The sequence below is a fragment of the Capnocytophaga sp. oral taxon 903 genome (genome assembly GCF_013394785.1).
Classification (GTDB): domain Bacteria; phylum Bacteroidota; class Bacteroidia; order Flavobacteriales; family Flavobacteriaceae; genus Capnocytophaga; species Capnocytophaga ochracea.
The window spans coordinates 1,684,194-1,703,937 of record NZ_JABXYW010000002.1; the positions used below are offsets into that span (position 1 = coordinate 1,684,194).

At 37.9% G+C, this 19,744-nt stretch carries 21 protein-coding genes and 1 tRNA gene; 9 read left to right on the forward strand and 13 right to left on the reverse strand.

All coding sequences use genetic code 11. From position 1 onward, the window contains the following. Positions 1-8 precede the first annotated feature (8 nt). Positions 9-1,136, forward strand: a complete 1,128-nt coding sequence (locus HW279_RS06930; protein ID WP_178958450.1) for an aminotransferase class I/II-fold pyridoxal phosphate-dependent enzyme — start codon at positions 9-11, stop codon at positions 1,134-1,136. Positions 1,137-1,193: 57 nt separating this feature from the next. Here the strand turns inward: HW279_RS06930 and fmt are convergent, their stop codons facing one another. Next, entirely contained in the window at positions 1,194-2,144 is a 951-nt protein-coding gene (gene fmt, locus HW279_RS06935; protein ID WP_009421303.1) for a methionyl-tRNA formyltransferase, read from the reverse strand. A gap of 713 nt (positions 2,145-2,857) precedes the next feature. On the opposite strand from fmt, the gene HW279_RS06940 reads away from it, so the two are divergent. Then, positions 2,858-4,096, forward strand: a complete 1,239-nt coding sequence (locus tag HW279_RS06940; protein ID WP_178958451.1) for a sulfate adenylyltransferase subunit 1 — start codon at positions 2,858-2,860, stop codon at positions 4,094-4,096. 149 nt (positions 4,097-4,245) lie between these two features. Then, positions 4,246-4,656: a hypothetical protein gene (locus HW279_RS06945; RefSeq protein WP_178958452.1), complete on the forward strand. Its 411-nt coding sequence runs from the start codon at positions 4,246-4,248 to the stop codon at positions 4,654-4,656. 315 nt (positions 4,657-4,971) lie between these two features. Here the strand turns inward: HW279_RS06945 and HW279_RS06950 are convergent, their stop codons facing one another. Continuing rightward, the gene (locus tag HW279_RS06950; RefSeq protein ID WP_178958453.1) at positions 4,972-5,445 is read right to left on the reverse strand and encodes a hypothetical protein; all 474 of its coding nucleotides are present in this window, start codon (positions 5,443-5,445) and stop codon (positions 4,972-4,974) included. Between the two features lie 400 nt (positions 5,446-5,845). On the opposite strand from HW279_RS06950, the gene rocD reads away from it, so the two are divergent. From rocD to HW279_RS06975, 5 genes are all read left to right on the forward strand, one after another. Beyond that, entirely contained in the window at positions 5,846-7,090 is a 1,245-nt protein-coding gene (gene rocD / locus HW279_RS06955) for an ornithine--oxo-acid transaminase (protein ID WP_178958454.1), read from the forward strand. Positions 7,091-7,209: 119 nt separating this feature from the next. Next, positions 7,210-8,019, forward strand: coding sequence for an enoyl-ACP reductase (locus HW279_RS06960; protein WP_009751608.1), 810 nt, complete (start codon positions 7,210-7,212; stop codon positions 8,017-8,019). 68 nt (positions 8,020-8,087) lie between these two features. Then, a complete protein-coding gene (yidD, locus tag HW279_RS06965) occupies positions 8,088-8,297 on the forward strand; it encodes a membrane protein insertion efficiency factor YidD (protein ID WP_002680684.1) in 210 nt (69 codons plus the stop codon). Positions 8,298-8,310: 13 nt separating this feature from the next. Further along, positions 8,311-9,654, forward strand: a complete 1,344-nt coding sequence (gene dgt, locus HW279_RS06970; RefSeq protein ID WP_178958455.1) for a dGTP triphosphohydrolase — start codon at positions 8,311-8,313, stop codon at positions 9,652-9,654. Between the two features lie 142 nt (positions 9,655-9,796). Next, a tRNA-Asp gene (locus HW279_RS06975) sits at positions 9,797-9,870 on the forward strand. A gap of 195 nt (positions 9,871-10,065) precedes the next feature. Here HW279_RS06975 and HW279_RS06980 read toward each other — a convergent pair. From HW279_RS06980 to HW279_RS07020, 9 genes are all read right to left on the reverse strand, one after another. After that, positions 10,066-10,836 carry an ABC transporter ATP-binding protein gene (locus HW279_RS06980; protein WP_009411683.1) on the reverse strand — a complete coding sequence of 257 codons (771 nt, stop codon included), beginning with the start codon at positions 10,834-10,836 and terminating at the stop codon, positions 10,066-10,068. Continuing rightward, positions 10,833-11,714 carry an ACP S-malonyltransferase gene (gene fabD / locus HW279_RS06985; protein ID WP_178958456.1) on the reverse strand — a complete coding sequence of 294 codons (882 nt, stop codon included), beginning with the start codon at positions 11,712-11,714 and terminating at the stop codon, positions 10,833-10,835. Before fabD ends, HW279_RS06980 begins: the two co-directional genes overlap by 4 nt. Before the next feature lie 38 nt (positions 11,715-11,752). Next, a complete protein-coding gene (gene coaBC, locus HW279_RS06990; protein ID WP_178958457.1) occupies positions 11,753-12,937 on the reverse strand; it encodes a bifunctional phosphopantothenoylcysteine decarboxylase/phosphopantothenate--cysteine ligase CoaBC in 1,185 nt (394 codons plus the stop codon). An 88-nt stretch (positions 12,938-13,025) separates the two neighbouring features. Further along, positions 13,026-13,340 carry a DNA-directed RNA polymerase subunit omega gene (locus HW279_RS06995; protein ID WP_002670957.1) on the reverse strand — a complete coding sequence of 105 codons (315 nt, stop codon included), beginning with the start codon at positions 13,338-13,340 and terminating at the stop codon, positions 13,026-13,028. Between the two features lie 7 nt (positions 13,341-13,347). Next, positions 13,348-14,154, reverse strand: a complete 807-nt coding sequence (locus HW279_RS07000; RefSeq protein ID WP_015782608.1) for an outer membrane protein assembly factor BamD — start codon at positions 14,152-14,154, stop codon at positions 13,348-13,350. A gap of 36 nt (positions 14,155-14,190) precedes the next feature. Then, positions 14,191-14,937, reverse strand: coding sequence for a 3-oxoacyl-[acyl-carrier-protein] reductase (gene fabG, locus HW279_RS07005; RefSeq protein WP_048747397.1), 747 nt, complete (start codon positions 14,935-14,937; stop codon positions 14,191-14,193). A 35-nt stretch (positions 14,938-14,972) separates the two neighbouring features. Continuing rightward, positions 14,973-15,296, reverse strand: coding sequence for a translation initiation factor (locus HW279_RS07010; protein WP_053581790.1), 324 nt, complete (start codon positions 15,294-15,296; stop codon positions 14,973-14,975). Positions 15,297-15,298: 2 nt separating this feature from the next. Further along, the gene (locus tag HW279_RS07015; protein ID WP_178958458.1) at positions 15,299-16,825 is read right to left on the reverse strand and encodes a DUF4270 domain-containing protein; all 1,527 of its coding nucleotides are present in this window, start codon (positions 16,823-16,825) and stop codon (positions 15,299-15,301) included. Positions 16,826-16,832: 7 nt separating this feature from the next. Then, positions 16,833-17,642, reverse strand: coding sequence for a glycogen/starch synthase (locus HW279_RS07020; protein ID WP_178958459.1), 810 nt, complete (start codon positions 17,640-17,642; stop codon positions 16,833-16,835). A gap of 56 nt (positions 17,643-17,698) precedes the next feature. Here HW279_RS07020 and panC point away from each other — a divergent pair, with 56 nt between their 5' ends. After that, positions 17,699-18,595, forward strand: coding sequence for a pantoate--beta-alanine ligase (gene panC / locus HW279_RS07025; RefSeq protein WP_178958460.1), 897 nt, complete (start codon positions 17,699-17,701; stop codon positions 18,593-18,595). Between the two features lie 110 nt (positions 18,596-18,705). Here the strand turns inward: panC and HW279_RS07030 are convergent, their stop codons facing one another. Both HW279_RS07030 and HW279_RS07035 read right to left on the reverse strand, forming a co-directional pair. After that, positions 18,706-19,329 (reverse strand): rhodanese-like domain-containing protein, encoded by a 624-nt coding sequence (locus HW279_RS07030; protein WP_034554591.1) that lies wholly within the window; start codon positions 19,327-19,329, stop codon positions 18,706-18,708. A gap of 13 nt (positions 19,330-19,342) precedes the next feature. Next, the gene (locus HW279_RS07035; protein WP_178958461.1) at positions 19,343-19,690 is read right to left on the reverse strand and encodes a hypothetical protein; all 348 of its coding nucleotides are present in this window, start codon (positions 19,688-19,690) and stop codon (positions 19,343-19,345) included. Positions 19,691-19,744 lie beyond the last annotated feature (54 nt).

Sequence of the window (19,744 nt, forward strand, 5' to 3'; positions counted from 1 at the left end):
ATATCCAAATGAAACACATCAAAGAAAAATTAGCTGAACGTAAGGCTCACAATGCTTTACGCAGTCTCAAACAACGCCATTTTGCTATTGATTTCTACTCCAATGATTATATAGGATTCAGTACAAATTCTGAGATTACTAAACGCATCTCTGAATTACTCCCTCAGCAAACGGCACCTCACGGGGCTACAGGCTCGCGATTGCTTTCGGGTAACTTGCCTGTCTTTTCCGAAACCGAAAGCTATATAGCTCATTTTCATAAGGCTGAAACAGCTCTTTTGTACAATTCGGGCTATGATGCCAATGTGGGATTCTTCTCCTGTATTGTAGGACGAGGTGATATTATTTTATACGATAGTTACAGCCACGCTTCTATACGCGACGGTATTTCATTGAGTTTAGCCAACTCCTATAAGTTTAAACATAATGATTTAGACGATTTAGAAAAGCTCTTAAAGAAGTTTGCTACCCCTGATAAAACGGTGCTCATCGTTACTGAAACAGTTTTTTCAATGGACGGTGATAGTCCTCATTTGGTGCGTTTGGTAACATTAGCAAAGCAGTATGGGGCTTATATAGCGGTAGACGAAGCACACGCCATAGGAGTATTTGGCAAACACGGCTCTGGGTTGGTGCAAGCATTGGGGTTAGAAGAAGAAATCTTTGCCCGCATCGTTACCTTCGGAAAAGGCTTGGGAGCACACGGAGCTGCTGTCTTAGCTTCAAATGAGGTGATACAGTATTTAGTGAACTTTTCACGCTCTTTCATATACACCACTGCTATGAGTCCACATAGTGTGGCAACTATTAGGGCAGGATATGAGACCTTACAGACAACTAAATCAATAGAACAACTGCATCATAATATACAGTATTTTAAAACGCAAATTGCCAAATACAAAATACAGGGTTTTATCCCTTCTGATTCGGCTATTCAAGCCATAGTAGTAGCAGGCAATGAACGAGTGAAAGCACTTGCCAAAGTACTACAAGCCCAAGACATAGGTGTATTACCCATTTTAGCGCCCACCGTACCTGCGGGACAAGAACGGTTGAGAATATGCTTGCACAGTTTTAATACCGAACAAGAAATCGAAAAGTTAATGAGCCAATTAGCCAGTTTGTCAATTATCTGATTAGAGAATCAATTTTCACCAAAGTTTTTTAATTGCCTATCGTGCTACGACTCGTCATTATAGTATTGTGGTATTATCAAAGCTGAATCCATTTAGCAAGTCTGTGGTCTTCATACGTTTTTTAGCAGGTAATTGCAATTCTAATAGCTTTATATAACCATCTTTTACAGCTACACGCAGTCCTTTTTTATCTACTAAGAGTTCCCCAATAGGGTATTGATGAGAGACAGGTTCGAAAAGAGCATCATATACTTTTACATTTAGCACTTCTCCTTTTTGTACAAACGCTGTCCACGCAGTAGGGTAGGGGCTCATTCCCCTCACTAAACGCTCTATTGTCATTCCTTCCGCTTGCCAATCTATCTTGCAGGTCTCTCTGTATATCTTAGGAGCTTCGGCAAAGGTTACTTCCTTGTTTTGTGGTTGGGTAGTGCAAGTCCCTTCTGCAATGCTATCTACGGTTTTTAGTACCAATTCAGCGCCTTGCAACATTAGTTTGTCGTGTAAGGTGCCTGCTGTTTCGTGAGACTCAATAGGTGTAACCTCTTGTGCGATAATAGCTCCCGTATCAATCTTCTCGTCTATAAAGAAAGTCGTTACCCCTGTTTCCTTTTCCCCGTTGATAATTGCCCAGTTGATGGGAGCTGCTCCACGATAGTTAGGTAAAAGAGAGGCGTGCAGATTGAATGTGCCGTATTTAGGCAATCGCCATACCACTTCGGGCAACATACGGAAGGCTACTACTATTTGCAAATCGGGTTGTAAGGCTTTCAGTGCATTTACAAAAGTTTCATCTTTTAGTTTTATGGGTTGTAACACCGGTATTCCTTTGCTTTTGGCATAGAGTTTCACTGGCGACTGGTGTAGCTTCTGTCCGCGTCCCGAAGGTTTATCGGCTACCGTTACTACACCTACTACGTTGTAATGGTTCTCTACTAATGCTTTTAGCGACGCCAACGCAAAGTCAGGTGTCCCCATAAATACAATTCTCATTTTATCACTTGTCATCTTTTTTACCTTTTACCTTATAATCTTTTAATTGTTTCAGAGGCTCATTTTCTTATTTCAGTTAAGCGATGAGCTCGTTTTTAGCTTTGATTTATTTTGCGCAAAAATATAAAATTTGGTATTAATAGTAAAGTTTTTTGTAGTAAAACTTTTAATACGAGTTATTATTAGTTCTTCTTTCGCCCCTTAGAGTTAAATAACATCAATTGAATATAACAAAAATCTATTTTTCATTCGCCTTTTCCATCACTAATTCCCGATTTTCCGTCATACTTCCTCCTAGTGCCTATGGTCTAAGGCCTAGCACCTATTTCTCTTTCTTTCGCCTCGAAACCCCGTTTTTAATATTTTTAGCATTGTTGTATTATAGTGTTAATCAATTATTTATATACCCTTTCTATACCAATCTTCCAAGATTCGTATAAGCTTCCTATAAGCTCCCTATAAGCTAACCATACCCTCCTAACGACCATTTCTCACCAAAATCACTCTTAACTCACTTTCGAACTTCTCTGTTTTCTTCCGATAGCTCTAACCCTCTATCGCCCGTGTGACTTGCACTTCCCACCTGTCTGACCCCCGTTCTACAAGTCCGCCTCTGCTACTGCATTTCTTGTTGTTCGTGCCCCATTTACTAAGTTCCAAATTTGCTAATTTGCCAATTAGTTTGTACTTTTGCACCAAATTATATTTACTCAACAGAAATAAAGCAAATGAATATATTACGATTTATCACCGCAGGTAGCGTAGACGACGGTAAAAGTACCCTTATAGGTCGATTGTTATACGATAGCAAAAGTATTTTAGCCGACCAGCTCGAAGCATTGGAACAACAATCAAAAAATAAGAACGACGATGGTATCGACCTCGCTATCATCACCGACGGGCTCCGTGCTGAACGCGAACAAGGGATTACTATCGATGTAGCCTACCGCTACTTTGCTACACCCAAACGCAAATTTATCATCGCCGATGCTCCTGGTCATACCCAATATACCCGCAATATGATTACGGGGGCTTCTAATTCCGAGCTCATAATCATTTTGGTAGACGCTCGCAATGGCGTAACCGAACAAACTCGTCGCCATTCAATCATCGCCTCCCTGCTCAATATCCCAGAGGTAGTGGTAGCCGTAAACAAAATGGACTTGGTAGGTTATAGCGAAGAGGTGTTTAACAATATCAAGCAAGAGTACGAAGAGATTGCCAAACGTTTAGGATTGAAGAGCGTGCACTATTTCCCTATTTCGGCTTTTGTAGGCGATAATATCGTGAATACCACTGAGGCAATGCCTTGGTACAAAGGTAATTCGCTTTTAGACTTTTTGGAAACAGTAGAAATTAGCAAAGACAACTATGACCAACCTCGTTTTCAGGTGCAGTATGTAATACGCCCACAAACCGAAGCTTTACACGATTACCGCGGTTATGCGGGAGAAGTCATTTCGGGCACATATCGCAAAGGTGATGCGATAATAGTAGAACCAGAAGGTATTACTACAAAACTCAGTAAGATAGAGTATAACGGCGAAGAAGTTGCAGAAGCAAAGGCAGGTGACCCAGTAGTACTACACATCGAAGACGATATCGATATTTCTCGTGGTGACTACTTTGCCAAACAAGGAGCAGAGCCTCAGCAAGGGCAAGATATCGAGGCTATTGTATGCTGGATGGATAAACGCGAATTGCGCGAAGGTAATAAATACTTGTTGCAACAGCGTAGTAAACTTGTAAAAGCAATTGTGAAGGAAATAGAGTATAAAATAGACGTCAATACCCTCAACCAAACTGAAGGTGTAGAAAGTGTAAAACTCAATGAAATCGCAAAAATCCGACTCAGAACGGCTTCCCCATTAGTATACGACACTTTCCAAAGCAATCCTCCAATGGGTAGTGCTATCCTCATCGATGAGACCAGCAACGCTACCGTAGGAGCTGTGATGATATATTAATGCTTTTATTTTTCTGTTTTATTTCACAATAATACAAGTTAAAAAACTTAAAGCATATATAAAAAGCATTAAATAATGTTAAAAAAGAAATACTTGTATATATTATACATATATTTGCATCAAAATAACATATAAAAAAAATCAAGTTTATGACAGGTAAAGAATTACAAGAATCAGTTAACAAGCTCTGCTTAGATATGAAAGCTAATTTGCCAGGCTTCATCTTTTGTGGAATTCTCAATTGCGCTGATGGAACTATCATTGGAAGTTCTTCAGCTAATCCAGAAATTTCAAAAATTGCAAACGAAGTCTCTCCCTTTTTCTCAACTATTGTAGAGCAAGTGAAAAAAGTGGTTACTTCAAGTGAATCATTAGGAGTTAAAGAAACACATAGTATTCTTATCGAAACTGATAAAGTTACTAATGTGATTGGGGTTTCAAATTCAGGGAAATATTTTATTCTCTTAGCCTTAGATAGAGCCAAAGCTAATATAGCAATAGCTAGAACTTTAGTTGAAAGAAGCAGATCCCTTGCAGGAGCATTAGATGAACACCTCTAAAAAGATAGATATTAAATAATATCTTCATAGCACAAATTTAGGCACTCTGAATTTGTGCTTTTTTGTTTTTTAGCTAAAATGTGTTACTTCACCTATCTAAAATAAACAACAAGCTCAAAATCAACTTCTTTTTTAGTATGCGATGCTTTCGTAGTACTATTCTCATATTCTCATAAATGAGAACATACTGTAAGAGCTGTGATGAAGTGCTCAATGAAATCTTATGAAAAGTTTTATATTTTGATTAGTATAAAAAAGAGCATAAAGCAGATTGTTTGCTTTGTGCTCTTATAATTTCTTCTGTTAAAGGAAATACTAAAAAAAGTCGTCTAATAGGGTTCCAAATTCTCTTTTGCACTTGTAAAGTAAAGCTCTTGAGATACCAACGTTTGATTTAGCTCTATCTAAAGCGGTGATAGAAAAGAACTTTCCTAAAGCTGAAATCATTAACATAAATGTGATTTTGTCTGTTTCAATAAGGATATAATCTAACTCCGACTTTTCTAAGGCATCATTGCTATCTATCACTTTCTTCACTTGATCAATAATAGTAAGATGAAAGGCAGAACCTTGTTCAACTATCTTTGAAGCTTCTTCATTGGCAGAAGCTTTGCTTAAGATAGAACCATCAGAACTACTCAAAATTCCATAGAAGAGGAATCCTGGCATTCCTTGTTTCATATCTTGACAGTGAGCGTCAAGCATTTGTTGTAGTTGCGCACCAGTTAGTTCTGTATTTATATCTGTTTTTACATCTGTACCTTTGGGTTGTAATACTGTATCTGTCATAATTATGATCTTTTATCGAGGCAAAGGTATAATATTTTTTTTATAAAAAGAAATTTTTATGAAAAATCTTTTTCTATAAATATAAAAAATTAATGCTAATGCAAAGAAAATCAATAATTAATACTGTAATAAGATTATCGTTCAAAAGTAAGAAATACTACAAAATTATTTCTGTGAGAAGAAAAATACTACAAGTATAAAACGATATAAACTGTTTCATATAAAGAAGATTTAGGTGTCAAACTTCTTTTTTTATATGAATATATAGGATTATTTAATTTATTGTTGTATCTTTGCCTAAGATTTTTACAGATAGAAAAATTACTATTAGACAAGGTAAATATGAGAATATAGCTTTGTGATAAGATGAATATTATTTTTTCTTTAAAAGTATATAACAATGATAACACATAAATTAACCTCAGAACAAGCAATGGCACTCGAAAATCAGTACGGTGCACATAACTATCACCCACTACCCGTAGTGCTCAGCAAAGGGCAAGGGGTATATGTGTGGGACGTCGAAGGCAAACGCTACTACGATTTTCTTTCGTCTTACTCTGCCGTAAACCAAGGTCACTGCCACCCACGTATCATAAAAGCGCTTACTGACCAAGCGCAAACTCTTACACTCACTTCTCGCGCTTTCTACAACGATAAGCTCGGAGTGTATGAAAAGTACGTAACCGAGTATTTTGGCTTCGAGAAAGTCCTCCCGATGAATACAGGAGCTGAAGCGGTAGAAACAGCTATTAAAATATGTCGCAAATGGGCTTACGAACAGAAAGGGGTGCCTGAAAGTGCTGCCATCATCATCGTATGCGACCAGAACTTCCACGGGCGTACCACTACAGTTGTATCTTTTTCATCAGATAAAAATGCGCGTAAGAACTTTGGACCTTATACACCTGGTTTTGTTTCTGTTCCTTACAACGATTTAGTCGCTTTGGAACAAGTTCTTGCTGATAATAAAGCAACAGTAGCAGGCTTTTTAGTAGAACCTATACAAGGTGAAGCTGGCGTATACGTTCCTTCTGAGGGGTATTTAAGCGGAGCAAAAGCCTTATGCGAAAAGTATAATGCGCTATTTATCGCCGATGAGGTACAAACAGGAGTAGCGCGTACCGGAAAACGTTTAGCAGTAGACCACGAGAATGTAAAACCTGATATATTGGTACTGGGGAAAGCCCTTAGCGGAGGTGTATATCCCGTGAGTGCTGTCCTTGCCGATGACCGTATTATGCACGTGATTAAAGCTGGGCAACACGGTAGTACTTTTGGAGGCAATCCCTTGGCAGCAGCCGTAGCGATTGAAGCCTTGCAGGTAGTAAAAGATGAACATTTGGCTGAAAATGCCGCTCGTTTAGGTGAGATTTTCCGCAAAGAAATCGGCGACTATATCAAAACCTCGAACATAGCTACCTTAGTGCGTGGTAAAGGTCTCCTAAATGCGGTGGTTATCAACGATACCGAAGAGAGTGACACTGCTTGGAATATCTGTCTAAAGATGCGCGATAATGGGTTGCTAGCTAAACCTACTCACGGCAATATCATTAGATTTGCTCCGCCATTGGTAATGAATGAAACGGAATTAAGAGAATGTATTGCTATTATTATCAATGCTTTAAAAGCGCTTGAAAAGTAATACACTATATTGTTACAGATAGAAAGCTACCTAAAACATCAGGTAGCTTTTTATTTATACAGAAATATTTTGTACATTTGCCCCATAGGAACAAAATTCATTTTATAAAAGAAAAAATTATGTATAATTTATTAAAAGGAAAAAGAGGCATCATCTTTGGTGCCTTAGACGAAAATTCTATCGCTTGGAAAACAGCAGAACGTGTACACGAAGAAGGCGGTAAGTTTGTACTTACCAATGCTCCCGTAGCAATGCGTATGGGACAAATAAAAAACTTAGCCGAAAAAACAGGCTCTGAAATCATTCCTGCCGATGCTACCAATATGGACGACCTCCAAAACTTGGTAACTAAAGCTATGGAGATTTTAGGTGGTAAGTTGGATTTTGTGTTGCACTCTATCGGTATGTCGGTAAATGTGCGCAAAAACATTCCTTACACCGAGTCTAACTATGTGAACACTGAAAAAGGTTGGGACGTTTCTGCGCTTTCTTTTCACAAGGTATGTCAAGTGCTTTATAAGAACGATGCGATGAACGAATGGGGTAGTATTGTAGCACTTACCTATATGGCAGCACAACGCACCTTCCCTGACTATAACGATATGGCTGATAATAAAGCCTACTTAGAATCTATTGCGCGTAGTTTTGGCTATTTCTTTGGTAAAGACAAGAAAGTCCGTGTGAATACCATTTCACAATCACCTACCGCTACTACTGCAGGACAAGGCGTAAAAGGTTTTGACGGTTTTATCGCTTACGCCGATGCAATGTCACCATTAGGCAATGCTACCGCTCAAGATTGTGCCAATTATACGGTATCTCTCTTCTCCGATCTTACTCGTAAAGTAACGATGCAAAACCTCTTCCACGATGGAGGCTTCTCTAATACTGGTGTAAGCAACGAAGTAATTGAACGATTTACTAAGTAGTAGTTAGAAATTGGTTGTTAGTAGTTAGAAAACTAACGGCTAATAACTACTGACTAATAACTAATGAAATGAAGTATCTTTTCATTTATTTAGTGCGCTTTTATCAAGTAGCCATTTCGCCACTTAAGCCTCCTACGTGCAGGTATACCCCTACCTGCTCGCAATACACTTTAGAAGCCTTGCAAAAGTACGGTTTTTTTAAAGGAGGCTGGTTGGCTATTAAGCGTATATGCAGTTGTCACCCTTGGGGAGGCAGTGGCTATGACCCCGTACCTTAAATAAACAATAAAAATGCTTTGGGAAAACTTACTCTCTCTTAATAAATATGGTGATACTAGTCTTCGTTTGCGAAAAAATGAAGATGAAACACGACTCAGTTTTGATATGGATTATGACCGTGTGGTCTTTTCAAGTGCTTTTCGTAGCTTGCAAGACAAAACACAGGTAATTCCGCTTTCAAAAACAAGTTTTGTACACACACGTCTTACACATAGTATTGAGGTGTCGGTAGTCGGGCGTAGTTTGGGGCGTGCTGTGGGTAAACACGTGCTCACCAAATATCCTCACTTGCGCGAATTGGGTTACCAAACTAATGATTTTGGAGCCATTATTGCAGCAGCTGCGGTAGCACACGATATTGGTAATCCACCTTTTGGACACAGTGGTGAAAAGGCTATAGGAGAGTTTTTTCAATTCAAAAAAGGAACTGCTATCAAACATTTACTTACAGAAGCCGAGTATGCTGATTTGTGTAGTTTTGAAGGGAATGCCAATGGTTTTAGAATTCTTAACGAAACACGTTTTGGGGTAGAGGGGGGCTTACGGCTTACTTATGCTACCTTAGGAGCTTTTACTAAGTATCCTAAAGAATCACTTCCTGTACGTCCTACTGACCGTATAGCTGATAAGAAATATGGTTTTTTCCAAGGCGATAAAAAATTTTTCAAAGAGGTAGCTGAAACTTTAGGACTAAAATCTAACAGTGTAAATGGTGAATTGCGTTATGCACGTCACCCCTTAGCTTTCTTGGTAGAGGCAGCCGACGATATTTGTTATACTATTATAGACTTTGAAGACGGTATCAACTTAGGACTTATCGGCGAAGATGTAGCCTTAGAGTATTTAGGTGGTATCATCTCAGATAAGATAAATACTCATAAATATAGCAAACTACAAACTAAAGAAGAACGTATTGCTTATTTACGTGCAGTTGCTATAGGAGCTTTAATACAAGATGCTACTGATATTTTCTTGCAAAATGAAGATGCAATCTTGGCAGGAGAATTTCACCAGTCGCTTTTATATGATAGTAAATATCGCCACCAAATCACTGATGTAATAGATTGTAGTGTGGAACGTATATATCAATCCGATGAGGTAGTAGAAAAAGAAGTATCGGGTTATGTGGTTTTACAACATTTATTAGATATCTTTTTTACAGCTATTATCAATCAAGAGAATGGACGTGAGACATCATTTGATAAACTTTTGCTTAAAAAGTTACCTGAAAAGTATCGCAAAAATGGCTCGTTATATGACAAAGTGATGGGCATTACTTGTTATATTACAAGCCTTACCGATAGTAATGCAGTGGAATTACATCTAAAAACAGCCAATACAACCTTTAATATCTAATACTTTAATATGTTTATTATCAGATATATTATAAAGAAAGATTAAAAAAAGTTTAAAAAAACGCTCTAAAAATTTGCAAGTAATAAAAAAAGTAGTACCTTTGCAACCGCAATGAAGAAATGAATTGCATAAATTTACTGAAGGTCTGGTAGTTCAGCTGGTTAGAATACATGCCTGTCACGCATGGGGTCGCGGGTTCGAGTCCCGTCCAGACCGCTTCATAAGATTTAGTTGTGTTGTTTTGTGTAAATATTTTTACACGGGTTTATAGTAAACCAATGAAAGCTTTCCTTTCTCCAAGGAGAGCTTTTCTTTTTAAGTGAGATTTAGAATATAATTTCTCTTAATTCTCTAATAATAAAAAGCTACCTATAAACTTTATAGGTAGCTTTTTAGAATTTAATTATTAATCTAATCCTCGTGTTCTTCTAAATAAGCTTTTCTTACTTTTTTAAACAGCTCTGATGAATATACAAAGTCAGTAACTGCTTCGTTATCGGTGCGGAAAATAGTTTCTTTAGTGCCTTCCCATTCTTTATAACCATTTTTTAGGAATACAATCTTAGCCCCTATTTCCATTACTGAGTTCATATCGTGGGTATTGATTACGGTGGTGATGTTAAACTCTTCAGTAATTTCCTGAATGAGGTTGTCTATCACGATAGAGGTCTTAGGGTCGAGTCCTGAGTTAGGTTCATCGCAAAACAAGTAGTTAGGTTGGTTTACGATAGCGCGAGCAATAGCTACCCGTTTCTGCATACCTCCAGAAATTTCTGATGGTAATTTATCATCGGCATTTACTAGGTTTACACGGCTCAATACTATATTAGCACGCTCGCGTATTTCTTCAGGTGTTTTTTGAGAAAACATCTTCAAAGGGAACATCACATTCTCAAGCACCGTCATAGAGTCGAATAAGGCACTTCCTTGGAATACCATTCCCATTTTTTGACGCAAGGCTACACGTTCTTTGCGTTTCATATCAGCGTACTTCACCCCATCGTAGATAATGTCACCTGAATCAGGGGTAAAAAGACCTAAAAGTGATTTGAGAAATACAGTTTTACCTGAACCACTTTGCCCGATAATCAGATTTGTTTTACCTTTTTCAAAAGTAGTAGAAATACCTTTGAGCACTTCAGTTCCGTTAAAAGATTTATGTAAATTTTCTACTTGTATCATATTTCTGCTGAAGCTACCACTGCCTCTTTGTTTATTTTCTTCACCAAGCCTTGTAGTACTTTGCCAGGTCCTACTTCAATAAATTCGGTAGCGCCATCAGCAATCATCTGTTGTACACTTTGTGTCCATTTCACAGGAGCAGTAAGTTGCTTGATGAGATTCTTTTTAATGTTAGCTTCATTGCTTACAGCCATAGTAGTTACATTTTGGTATACTGGACAAAGCGGTTTGTGGAAAGCTGTTTGCTCAATCGCTGTTGCCAATTCTTCTTCGGCAGGTTTCATCAGTACTGAGTGGAATGCACCACCTACGGGAAGAACAAGAGCACGCTTAGCACCTGCTTCTTTCATCTTTTCGCAAGCTGTTTCTACAGCTTTGAGTTCGCCTGAAATCACTAACTGACCTGGGCAATTATAGTTGGCAGGGGTTACAATTCCGTCAACTGTTGCACAAAGTTCTTCAACCTTACTATCGTCTAAGCCTAATACGGCAGCCATCGTACCAGGTTGTAATTCACAAGCCTTTTGCATAGCGGTAGCACGCTTGGCTACTAATTGCAAACCATCTTCAAATGAGAGGGCTTCATTGGCTACTAAAGCAGAAAATTCACCTAATGAATGTCCTGCAACCATTTGAGGAGCAAAGTTTTTACCAAGCACCTTACTAAGGATTACTGAATGCAAAAAGATAGCAGGCTGGGTAACTTTGGTTTGTTTAAGGTCATCATCGGTACCACTAAACATTATATCGGTGATAGAGAAGCCAAGAATGCCGTTGGCAGCTTCAAAGAGTGCTTTAGCATCAGCAGATTTTTCATATAAGTCAAGCCCCATACCTACAAATTGGGCTCCTTGACCTGGGAAGATGTATGCTTTCATTTATTTGTATTTTTTATAAGATTGAAAGTACAAAGATATTACTTTTCTATAAGAATGCCAAATATTTGCGTTAAAATATCTTTAGCGACCTCTTCTTTGCTTTTTAAAGGAAAACAGATTTGTTTTTCTTTAGTTATAAAAGTAATTTTATTAGTATCGGTACCAAAACCTGCCCCTGCATCACGCAATGAGTTGAGTACAATGCCATCTAAGTTCTTTTTCTCCAATTTAGCTTGGGCATTAGCTACCTCATTTTCAGTTTCTAAGGCAAAGCCAATGAGTATTTGAGTGGTTTTAAGCTTTCCTAAAGACGCTAATATATCAACCGTAGGGACTAAGGTTAGACTGAGATTACCGCCTTTCTTTTTAATTTTTTCGGGGGCTACAGTTTCAGGCGTATAGTCGGCTACAGCAGCGGCAAGGATAGCGATATCACAAGTAGGGAATTCGGTTACAGCATCTTCGTACATTTGCTGAGCACTTACCACCCTATGCAAGTGTATTTGTGAGTGAATATTCTTTTCGGAAGAAGGGCCTAATATTAAATGCACTTCAGCGCCTTGTCGTACAGCTTCATTAGCAAGAGCAATCCCCATTTTCCCAGAGGAGAAGTTTCCTATAAATCGCACGGGGTCGATAGCCTCATAAGTAGGCCCTGCTGTGATAAGTATTTTTTTACCCTTAAGGGGAAGATTTTCGGAGAGTGTATTCTCTATAAACAGCACTATATCTTCGGGCTCAGTCATACGCCCTTGCCCTACAAGTCCGCTAGCAAGTTCACCATAAGTAGCAGGAATGGTATGATTACCATAGGATGCTAATTTTGCTAAATTCTCGGTAACCGTAGGGTGGGCATACATATCCAAATCCATTGCAGGAGCAATGAATACAGGTGCTTTAGCAGAGAGATAGGTAGCCAACAGTAGGTTATCACATACACCGTGAGCCATTTTAGCAAGCGTATTGGCAGTAGCAGGAGCGATGAGCATTGCATCTGCCCAGAGTGCTAACTCCACGTGGCTATGCCAATCGCCCTCGGGAGAGGAAAAACTTGTGAGTACAGGGTTTTTAGATACTGTACTAAGGGTAAGAGGTGTTACAAACTCTTTTGCATTCTCAGTGAGAATTACTTTTACATTGTGCCCATTTTTGGTGAGCAAGCGCACTAATTGAGGTGTTTTATAAGCCGCTATACCCGCAGTGATACCAAGTACTATATTCATAATTTAGAAATATAATTAAAAAAGGCTCTAAACGGCAAGCGGATGCTTACTGCTTAAAGCCTAACAAATAATCTATAAATACCCAATTCTATTCGGCTTCACGGTAATAAATCTTACCTTCAAGCCATTCTTTTACAGCAATAGCTTGTGGTTTAGGTAGACGCTCATAAAAGCGAGATACCTCTATTTGCTCTTTATTCTCAAAGATTTCCTCCAAGCTATCATTATTAGTAGCGAAAGCCTCTAATTTTTCTACCAATTCCTTTTTAATTTCGGCATTTATTTGGTTAGCTCTCTTAGCAATAATAGAAATAGCTTCATAAATATTACCCGTAGGTGCTTCTATAGCCGATTTGTTATAAGTAACAGTAGTGGTAGGAGCATCTATTTTCTTAAAATCCATAATGTAGTTATTTTTGTGATATAAAACTTTTTAATGATGTGTTTATTTTAGCAAGCATATTCTCTGCTTCCTTCTTGTATTTAGTTTCAGGATAGGCACGCAATAAGTTGTCGTAAGCTTCTTTAGCGGTATTGAGGCGTTCCTCTTTTTTAGTCTCTATACTATTGATAGCCCACTCGTAAGCTGAATGCAAGCGCGTGTACAACGCATCTTCTCTAAAAGCACTACCTGGGTTATTAGTCAAAAAATTGTCTAACGATTTCATTGCTGCTTGATAGTCGCGTATTTGGTCGTATTGTTTAGCTATTTCAAACTCTTTTTTCTCTAAGCGAGTCACCAAGTCTAAGGCTAACTCGTTAGCTTCTTTAGCATATTCACTATCAGAATATCTATCCAAAAAGTATTGTAATTTCTCAAGAGCCTGATAGGTATAAGTTTGGTCTACACTATATTTAGGAGTTTCCAAGTAAAGCGATTTCGCTTCTAAGAAAGCCGACTCTGTAGCTTTTTCGCTACGAGGATATAATTTCTGAAGTCGTTCAAACTGATAAGACGCTAAACTGTATTGTTTTAGCTGATAGTAAGAATCTCCAAACATATAATAAATACGTTCTCCTTGTGGCTTACCCGCATATTCTGAAGCTATTTGTTCAAAAAGACGTGTCGCTTTTTTATATTTTTTAGCCTTATATAGCTTTTCAGCCTCAGTATATTTTACGCTTCCTTCTTTTGATTTCAACGCTTTCTGATACTCTCCACACGAAGTAAAGAGTACAGTTAGCAGACCGATAATGATATATTTTTTTATTAACATTCGGCAAAAGTAAAAAGTTTTTCTGATATAACAAAATTATGTGAGCATTCCTCCATCAACATTGAGCACTTGCCCTGTGATGTAAGCCGACATTTCAGAGGCTAAAAACACACAAGCATTTGCTACGTCTTCGGGTTGTCCGCCACGTTTTAGAGGGATAGCATCACGCCAACCTTGTACTACTTTTTCGTCAAGTACAGCCGTCATTTCGGTTTCTATAAAGCCTGGTGCGATAGCATTGCAACGGATATTTCGAGAACCTAACTCTAAGGCAATCGATTTAGTAAAGCCGATAATCCCCGCTTTAGAAGCTGCATAGTTTGACTGTCCAGCATTGCCTTTCACGCCCACCACACTACTCATATTGATAATAGAACCTTTACGTTGTTTAAGCATAATGCGCTGTACCGCTTTGGTCATATTAAACACCGATTTGAGATTTACTTCTATTACCTTATCAAAATCTTCTTCACTGATGCGCATCAGTAAGTTGTCTTTGGTGATACCTGCGTTGTTTACTAGAATATCAACTGTGCCAAATTCGGCTACTACGGCATCTACAAACTCTTGCGACTGTGCGAAGTTAGAAGCATCGCTTTGGTAGCCTTTTACTTTCACACCTTTTGTAGCTAATTCTTTCTCTAATGCCATTGCAGCATCCACTGACGAACTGTACGAAAAAGCAATGTTTGCCCCGTGGGATGCAAATACTTTGGCTATACCACGCCCAATGCCTCTACTAGCACCAGTAATAATAGCTGTTTTCCCTTCTAATAATTTCATATTACTAATTGTTAATTATGAATTGTCAATTGTTTTCAACCGCCTATGCGCTTCACCTTAAACCCTTTTTCTTTGAGAAGTTGCATAATAGTGTCGCGATAATCACCTTGTATGAGGATAGTATCGTTTTTCACAGTTCCCCCTACGCCAAGGTACGTTTTGAGTTCTTTAGCCAAAATCTTAAAATCGGCTTCTGCGCCATTATAGCCCTCAATTACGGTTACGGGTTTCCCTTTGCGTTTTTCGTATTTGCATAGCAAAGGCTCTTCCTGCAACCAAATATTAGAAGGAGCTTCTTGAGGTATCTCCTCTTCTATATGGTCAGGGAAAAGTGATTTTAACTGATCTCTTAAATCCATTACTATTTAGGTTGAGTGTAGCTGATACGCAATTTAACATCTCTTATAACAGTACCCAAAGGAGTAACCACTGCTGAAGATAGTATTTTGCCTTTTGTATTAGTGTCTCTCAAATATGCTCCTGAATTAGTGTTTTTTACATTAGAAGCTACTACTATTCCTAAAGGTACATTTGTCCCTATTTCATTAACCAAATTTAGAATATGATTGGTAATCCTCAATTGGTAAAAAGCTCCTTTTCCGTTTTCTTTTTGCAATTTTCCTAGATGATAGAGATATGAATAAGTAGACAAATCAGCATTTGATGTTGGGTCGTACTGATAATCTACAAGCACAGCTCCTGTTTGGGTGTTATAGATAAAGAGACGTTCAGGCTCTTTTGTATAGCTTACTGAATTATCCACATATAACAATAAACTAGCATCGGTTACCATTAGTTTTTGTGACTTAATATTAGCAATATCTGTATCCGAAATAGTAATAGAAGCTGTTTGTCCTAAAGCTCCGCTGAGGTATATTTTACTGGTATCAGTCAAACTCTCTCCTGAATTGTTAAATAAGTTTACTGTAATGCCATTCAATGAAAGTTCATATCGATTTTTACGTGTTTCTGTAGTTGTAGAATTCGTTCCTGAAGTTTCATAGCTATATACAATCTCTATTTTTGCATTTGCCATATTTAGGAGCATCATTAAATCCTTTGAAAAGTTAGAAGCACTGATACTAATCCCTTTAAAATATTTTTTAAATTCATTAGCATTAGCAAGTTCGCTACTGCCTTCCTTGTTGATAATTTTTGTTTGGAAGAAAATTGTGCTTAGTGGAATACGCAACCCTGGTGCTAATACATCTTGTACTTTTTTACTTTCATCTTCACTTGTTTGTGGGTTGTCAAACTGATAGCGAGTAATAGCTTTATTACTGATAGTGTAAGTACTAGTAGTGTTAGACACAATAGAAGCTCCCAAATTACTTGTAATATTAATGTCATTTGAATAATATACTTTAGCGTTGAGATCCGTATCAATATCACTTAAATAATAGTTCAATTCTCTCACATTCACTTGAAAGCTCGCATCTCTATTCCCATAGATAGAATCTAACGTATATTCTACATTTTGAGAGTAAGAAGCGTTGCTATTAGAACTATTCGGATTGAAGAAAGGAATGTATAGATATGCTTCTGTAACGGTTTCGTTTTCCGATTTGTTCTCACTGTTTTCAGAGGCTTGTGTTTTAGTTCCAAAAGTCGGATTAACAGCTGGCAATGTTACTTGTGCCACTATGGTAGCCGATTTGGTACCAAAGGGAACTTGGCTATACTGTCCTAATAAATATCCTCCTAAACCGTTGGTTTGTACCGCACTTTCTTTTACTTGGCTTACCTGAATAGTAGCTGTAAATACATTAGTGTCAAAGTTAGGATTTTTTAGCAGTCCACCATCTATCTCGTTAAAATCATTACTTGAGCACGCACTGAAAAGTGTTACTATAGTAGCAAAAAATAAAATCTTCTGTATGTTATTCATTCGTTTGTTATTTCTTTAATATTTTACTGTAAAATTCGCGGTAAGAATCTTGGAAAGTTTCCTTATCACTGTTGTAAAGAACAGGCTTTCTTAGATTTTTTAGGTAGGTTTGGAAATCCTCAGGCATATCTTCACTCACCACTACAACTCCATCCGAATACTTGATAGCGACACGCATCAAATTGTAATAAGTAGGATTTTTTAGCGGGTCTACCGTCTTTTTACTAATACCATCAAAAGCCACTTTATTGATAAGCGTACTGTCCAAAGCCCCCTCATAATCGCTATCGAATACTGAGGTAACAATCTTACTTTCTGAAAAGATAGGTTCATCTTTGTAATAGGTGCGCAAGTAAAGAGGCAACAAAGCCGATGCCCAACCGTGTATATGAATAATATCGGGTAACCAATTGAGCTTTTTAACAGTTTCTACAATACCTTTAGCAAAGAAAATACAACGCTCATCGTTGTCTGGGTACATATTGTTTTCCCCATCAAAGAGTGTGCCAGTGCGCCTGAAATATTCATCGTTGTCAATAAAATAAACCTGTATGCGCTCCTTAGGAATAGAAGCTACTTTAATAATCAGAGGTACATCAATATCATTGATAATAATATTCATCCCCGAAAGGCGTATCACCTCGTGCAACTGATGGCGTCGCTCATTGATATTACCAAACTTGGGCATAAAAATACGTATCTGCCCTCCATTGTTATTCACCATTCTCGGGGCTTCAAATGACATCTTTGCCAACTCGCTATAAGGCGAATAAGGCAACACTTCCGACGATACGTAGAGTACTTTTTTATCTTTCATAAAAAGTAATTAGTTATTTTAATTAGCTCTTAGAAGGCACAAAAGTACAAAAAATTATGCACATATCCATAATTTTATATAAGTTTGCACCCAAAAAAGATTTGATACCGATGATTTACACACACCAAAAGGAACTCCATAACCTGTTGGAAATCCTTAAAAATCAAGGAAAAACGATTGGTTTAGTACCTACTATGGGCGCTTTACACGACGGACATTTATCACTCATAAAAAAAGCTAAACAAGAGAATGATATAGCGGTAGTGAGCATTTTTGTGAACCCTACGCAGTTCAACAATCCTACCGATTTGCAGAAATACCCGCGTACCTTAGAAACCGATGCTCAGAAGATTGCTCAGTTCAGTAAAGAGATATTTATTTTTGCCCCTACCGTAGCCGATATTTATGGCGAAGAAGTAGTCGCTGAACCTTTTGACTTTGCAGGATTAGACAAAGTGATGGAAGGTACTTCTCGTCCTGGTCATTTCGATGGTGTAGGCACGATTGTTAAAAAACTTTTTGAGATTGTAATGCCCGATAGAGCTTATTTTGGTGAAAAAGATTACCAACAACTGCTTATTATTCAGCAAATGGTACGACAAACGGGTTTACCCGTAACCATTGTTCCCTGCCCTATCGTGCGCAATGCCGATGGTTTGGCTCTCAGCTCCCGCAATGCTCTCCTCAGCGATCCGATGAAACGGCGAGCTACCATTATTTACAGCACTCTACTCGCTGCCAAAGAACGTTTTGCTACTCATAGCCCTGCCGAAGTAGAAGCCTGGGTAAAAGGAGTCTTTACTCAACAGCCCGACTTCACCTTAGAGTATTTTACCATTACCGATGCGCATACTTTGCAACCTATTACCAAAAAAGAAGCAGGTAAAGACTACCGTGCTTTTATAGTAGTACACGCCGGGGGAGTAAGATTGATTGATAACCTTGCTTTTTAACTAAAAAGTAATAAAAAACTTTGCCAAAGCTCTGATAGTCTCTCGTGCTACGAGCTTTGGCAAAGTTATATATCTTGTAAATAGCTAATATCTTGTAAATAGCTAATTGATTAATTTCCCTTCGTAACTATAAATACATTTTCTTTCTCTACTCCTATCACTTCGTGTTCTACATCTACGGGTATTTGATAGGTATCGAGGTCTTTGAGCACAATTTCTTCTCCATTGATAAGAAAACGTACAGTTCCTTTCACCATAATAAGGGTTGCAGGGATACTGGTAGTGTGTTTTTTCAGCACTCCTCCTTCACCTAAAGCTATGGCTACTTGTCTCACATTCTTGCCGTCTTTTACAAAATAAGTAGTAGGTTTATCAGTCTTAAAAGTGAGCTTATCGGCTAAGTTTACTTTCTGTAACGACTTTACGTGTTCTACTGTTTTGCCATTCACAGCTGTAATGTTGTGCATTTTAAGAATGTCCTGTGCTTTGCCAGCGCGTATACCACGACGGCAAAAGAGAACAATATTCTCTTTCCCTTTTAGTTCTTGCCATCGGGCACCCATCTCTTCCAAAGGAATATTAATGGCTCCTTCAGCAGTCCCCGCGGCATATTCTTTTGGAGTACGCACATCCACAAGGGTTACGTTGCCAGCGTTGATACGCTCAGCTAAGGTCTGTGCTTGCACAGTTACAGTACATAATATCAGTGTACTCATAGTGATTATAAATTTCATTTTTTTATATTGTTTAAATATACCAAGCAGTTAATCCGTGTATTGTTGCAGCAATTGAAGGTCCTATAATCATTGGTAATTCTTTTCTCTTAAAACCTATGATAACATCTATTATTTGTATTGTCATTGCAGTTGATAAAACTATTTTAACTACTGTATTATCAATATTAGTTATGAATGGTACTATAGCGACAATCAAACCAAAGGGGACAGCTCGCGCAGCATACATCTGAGTGAAAAATCTTTCCCCTATAGTAACCTCTTGCGATTTACTCATCCATTGAGGATAAAAAAGAACTAATATAGAAGAGATTATGCTTATTAATGATGCAAAAGCATTTAAAAAGAGTAAAATAATCATAAACTATTATTTAAGTTATTAGAATACTAATTATCACGACTTACAAAAATACGT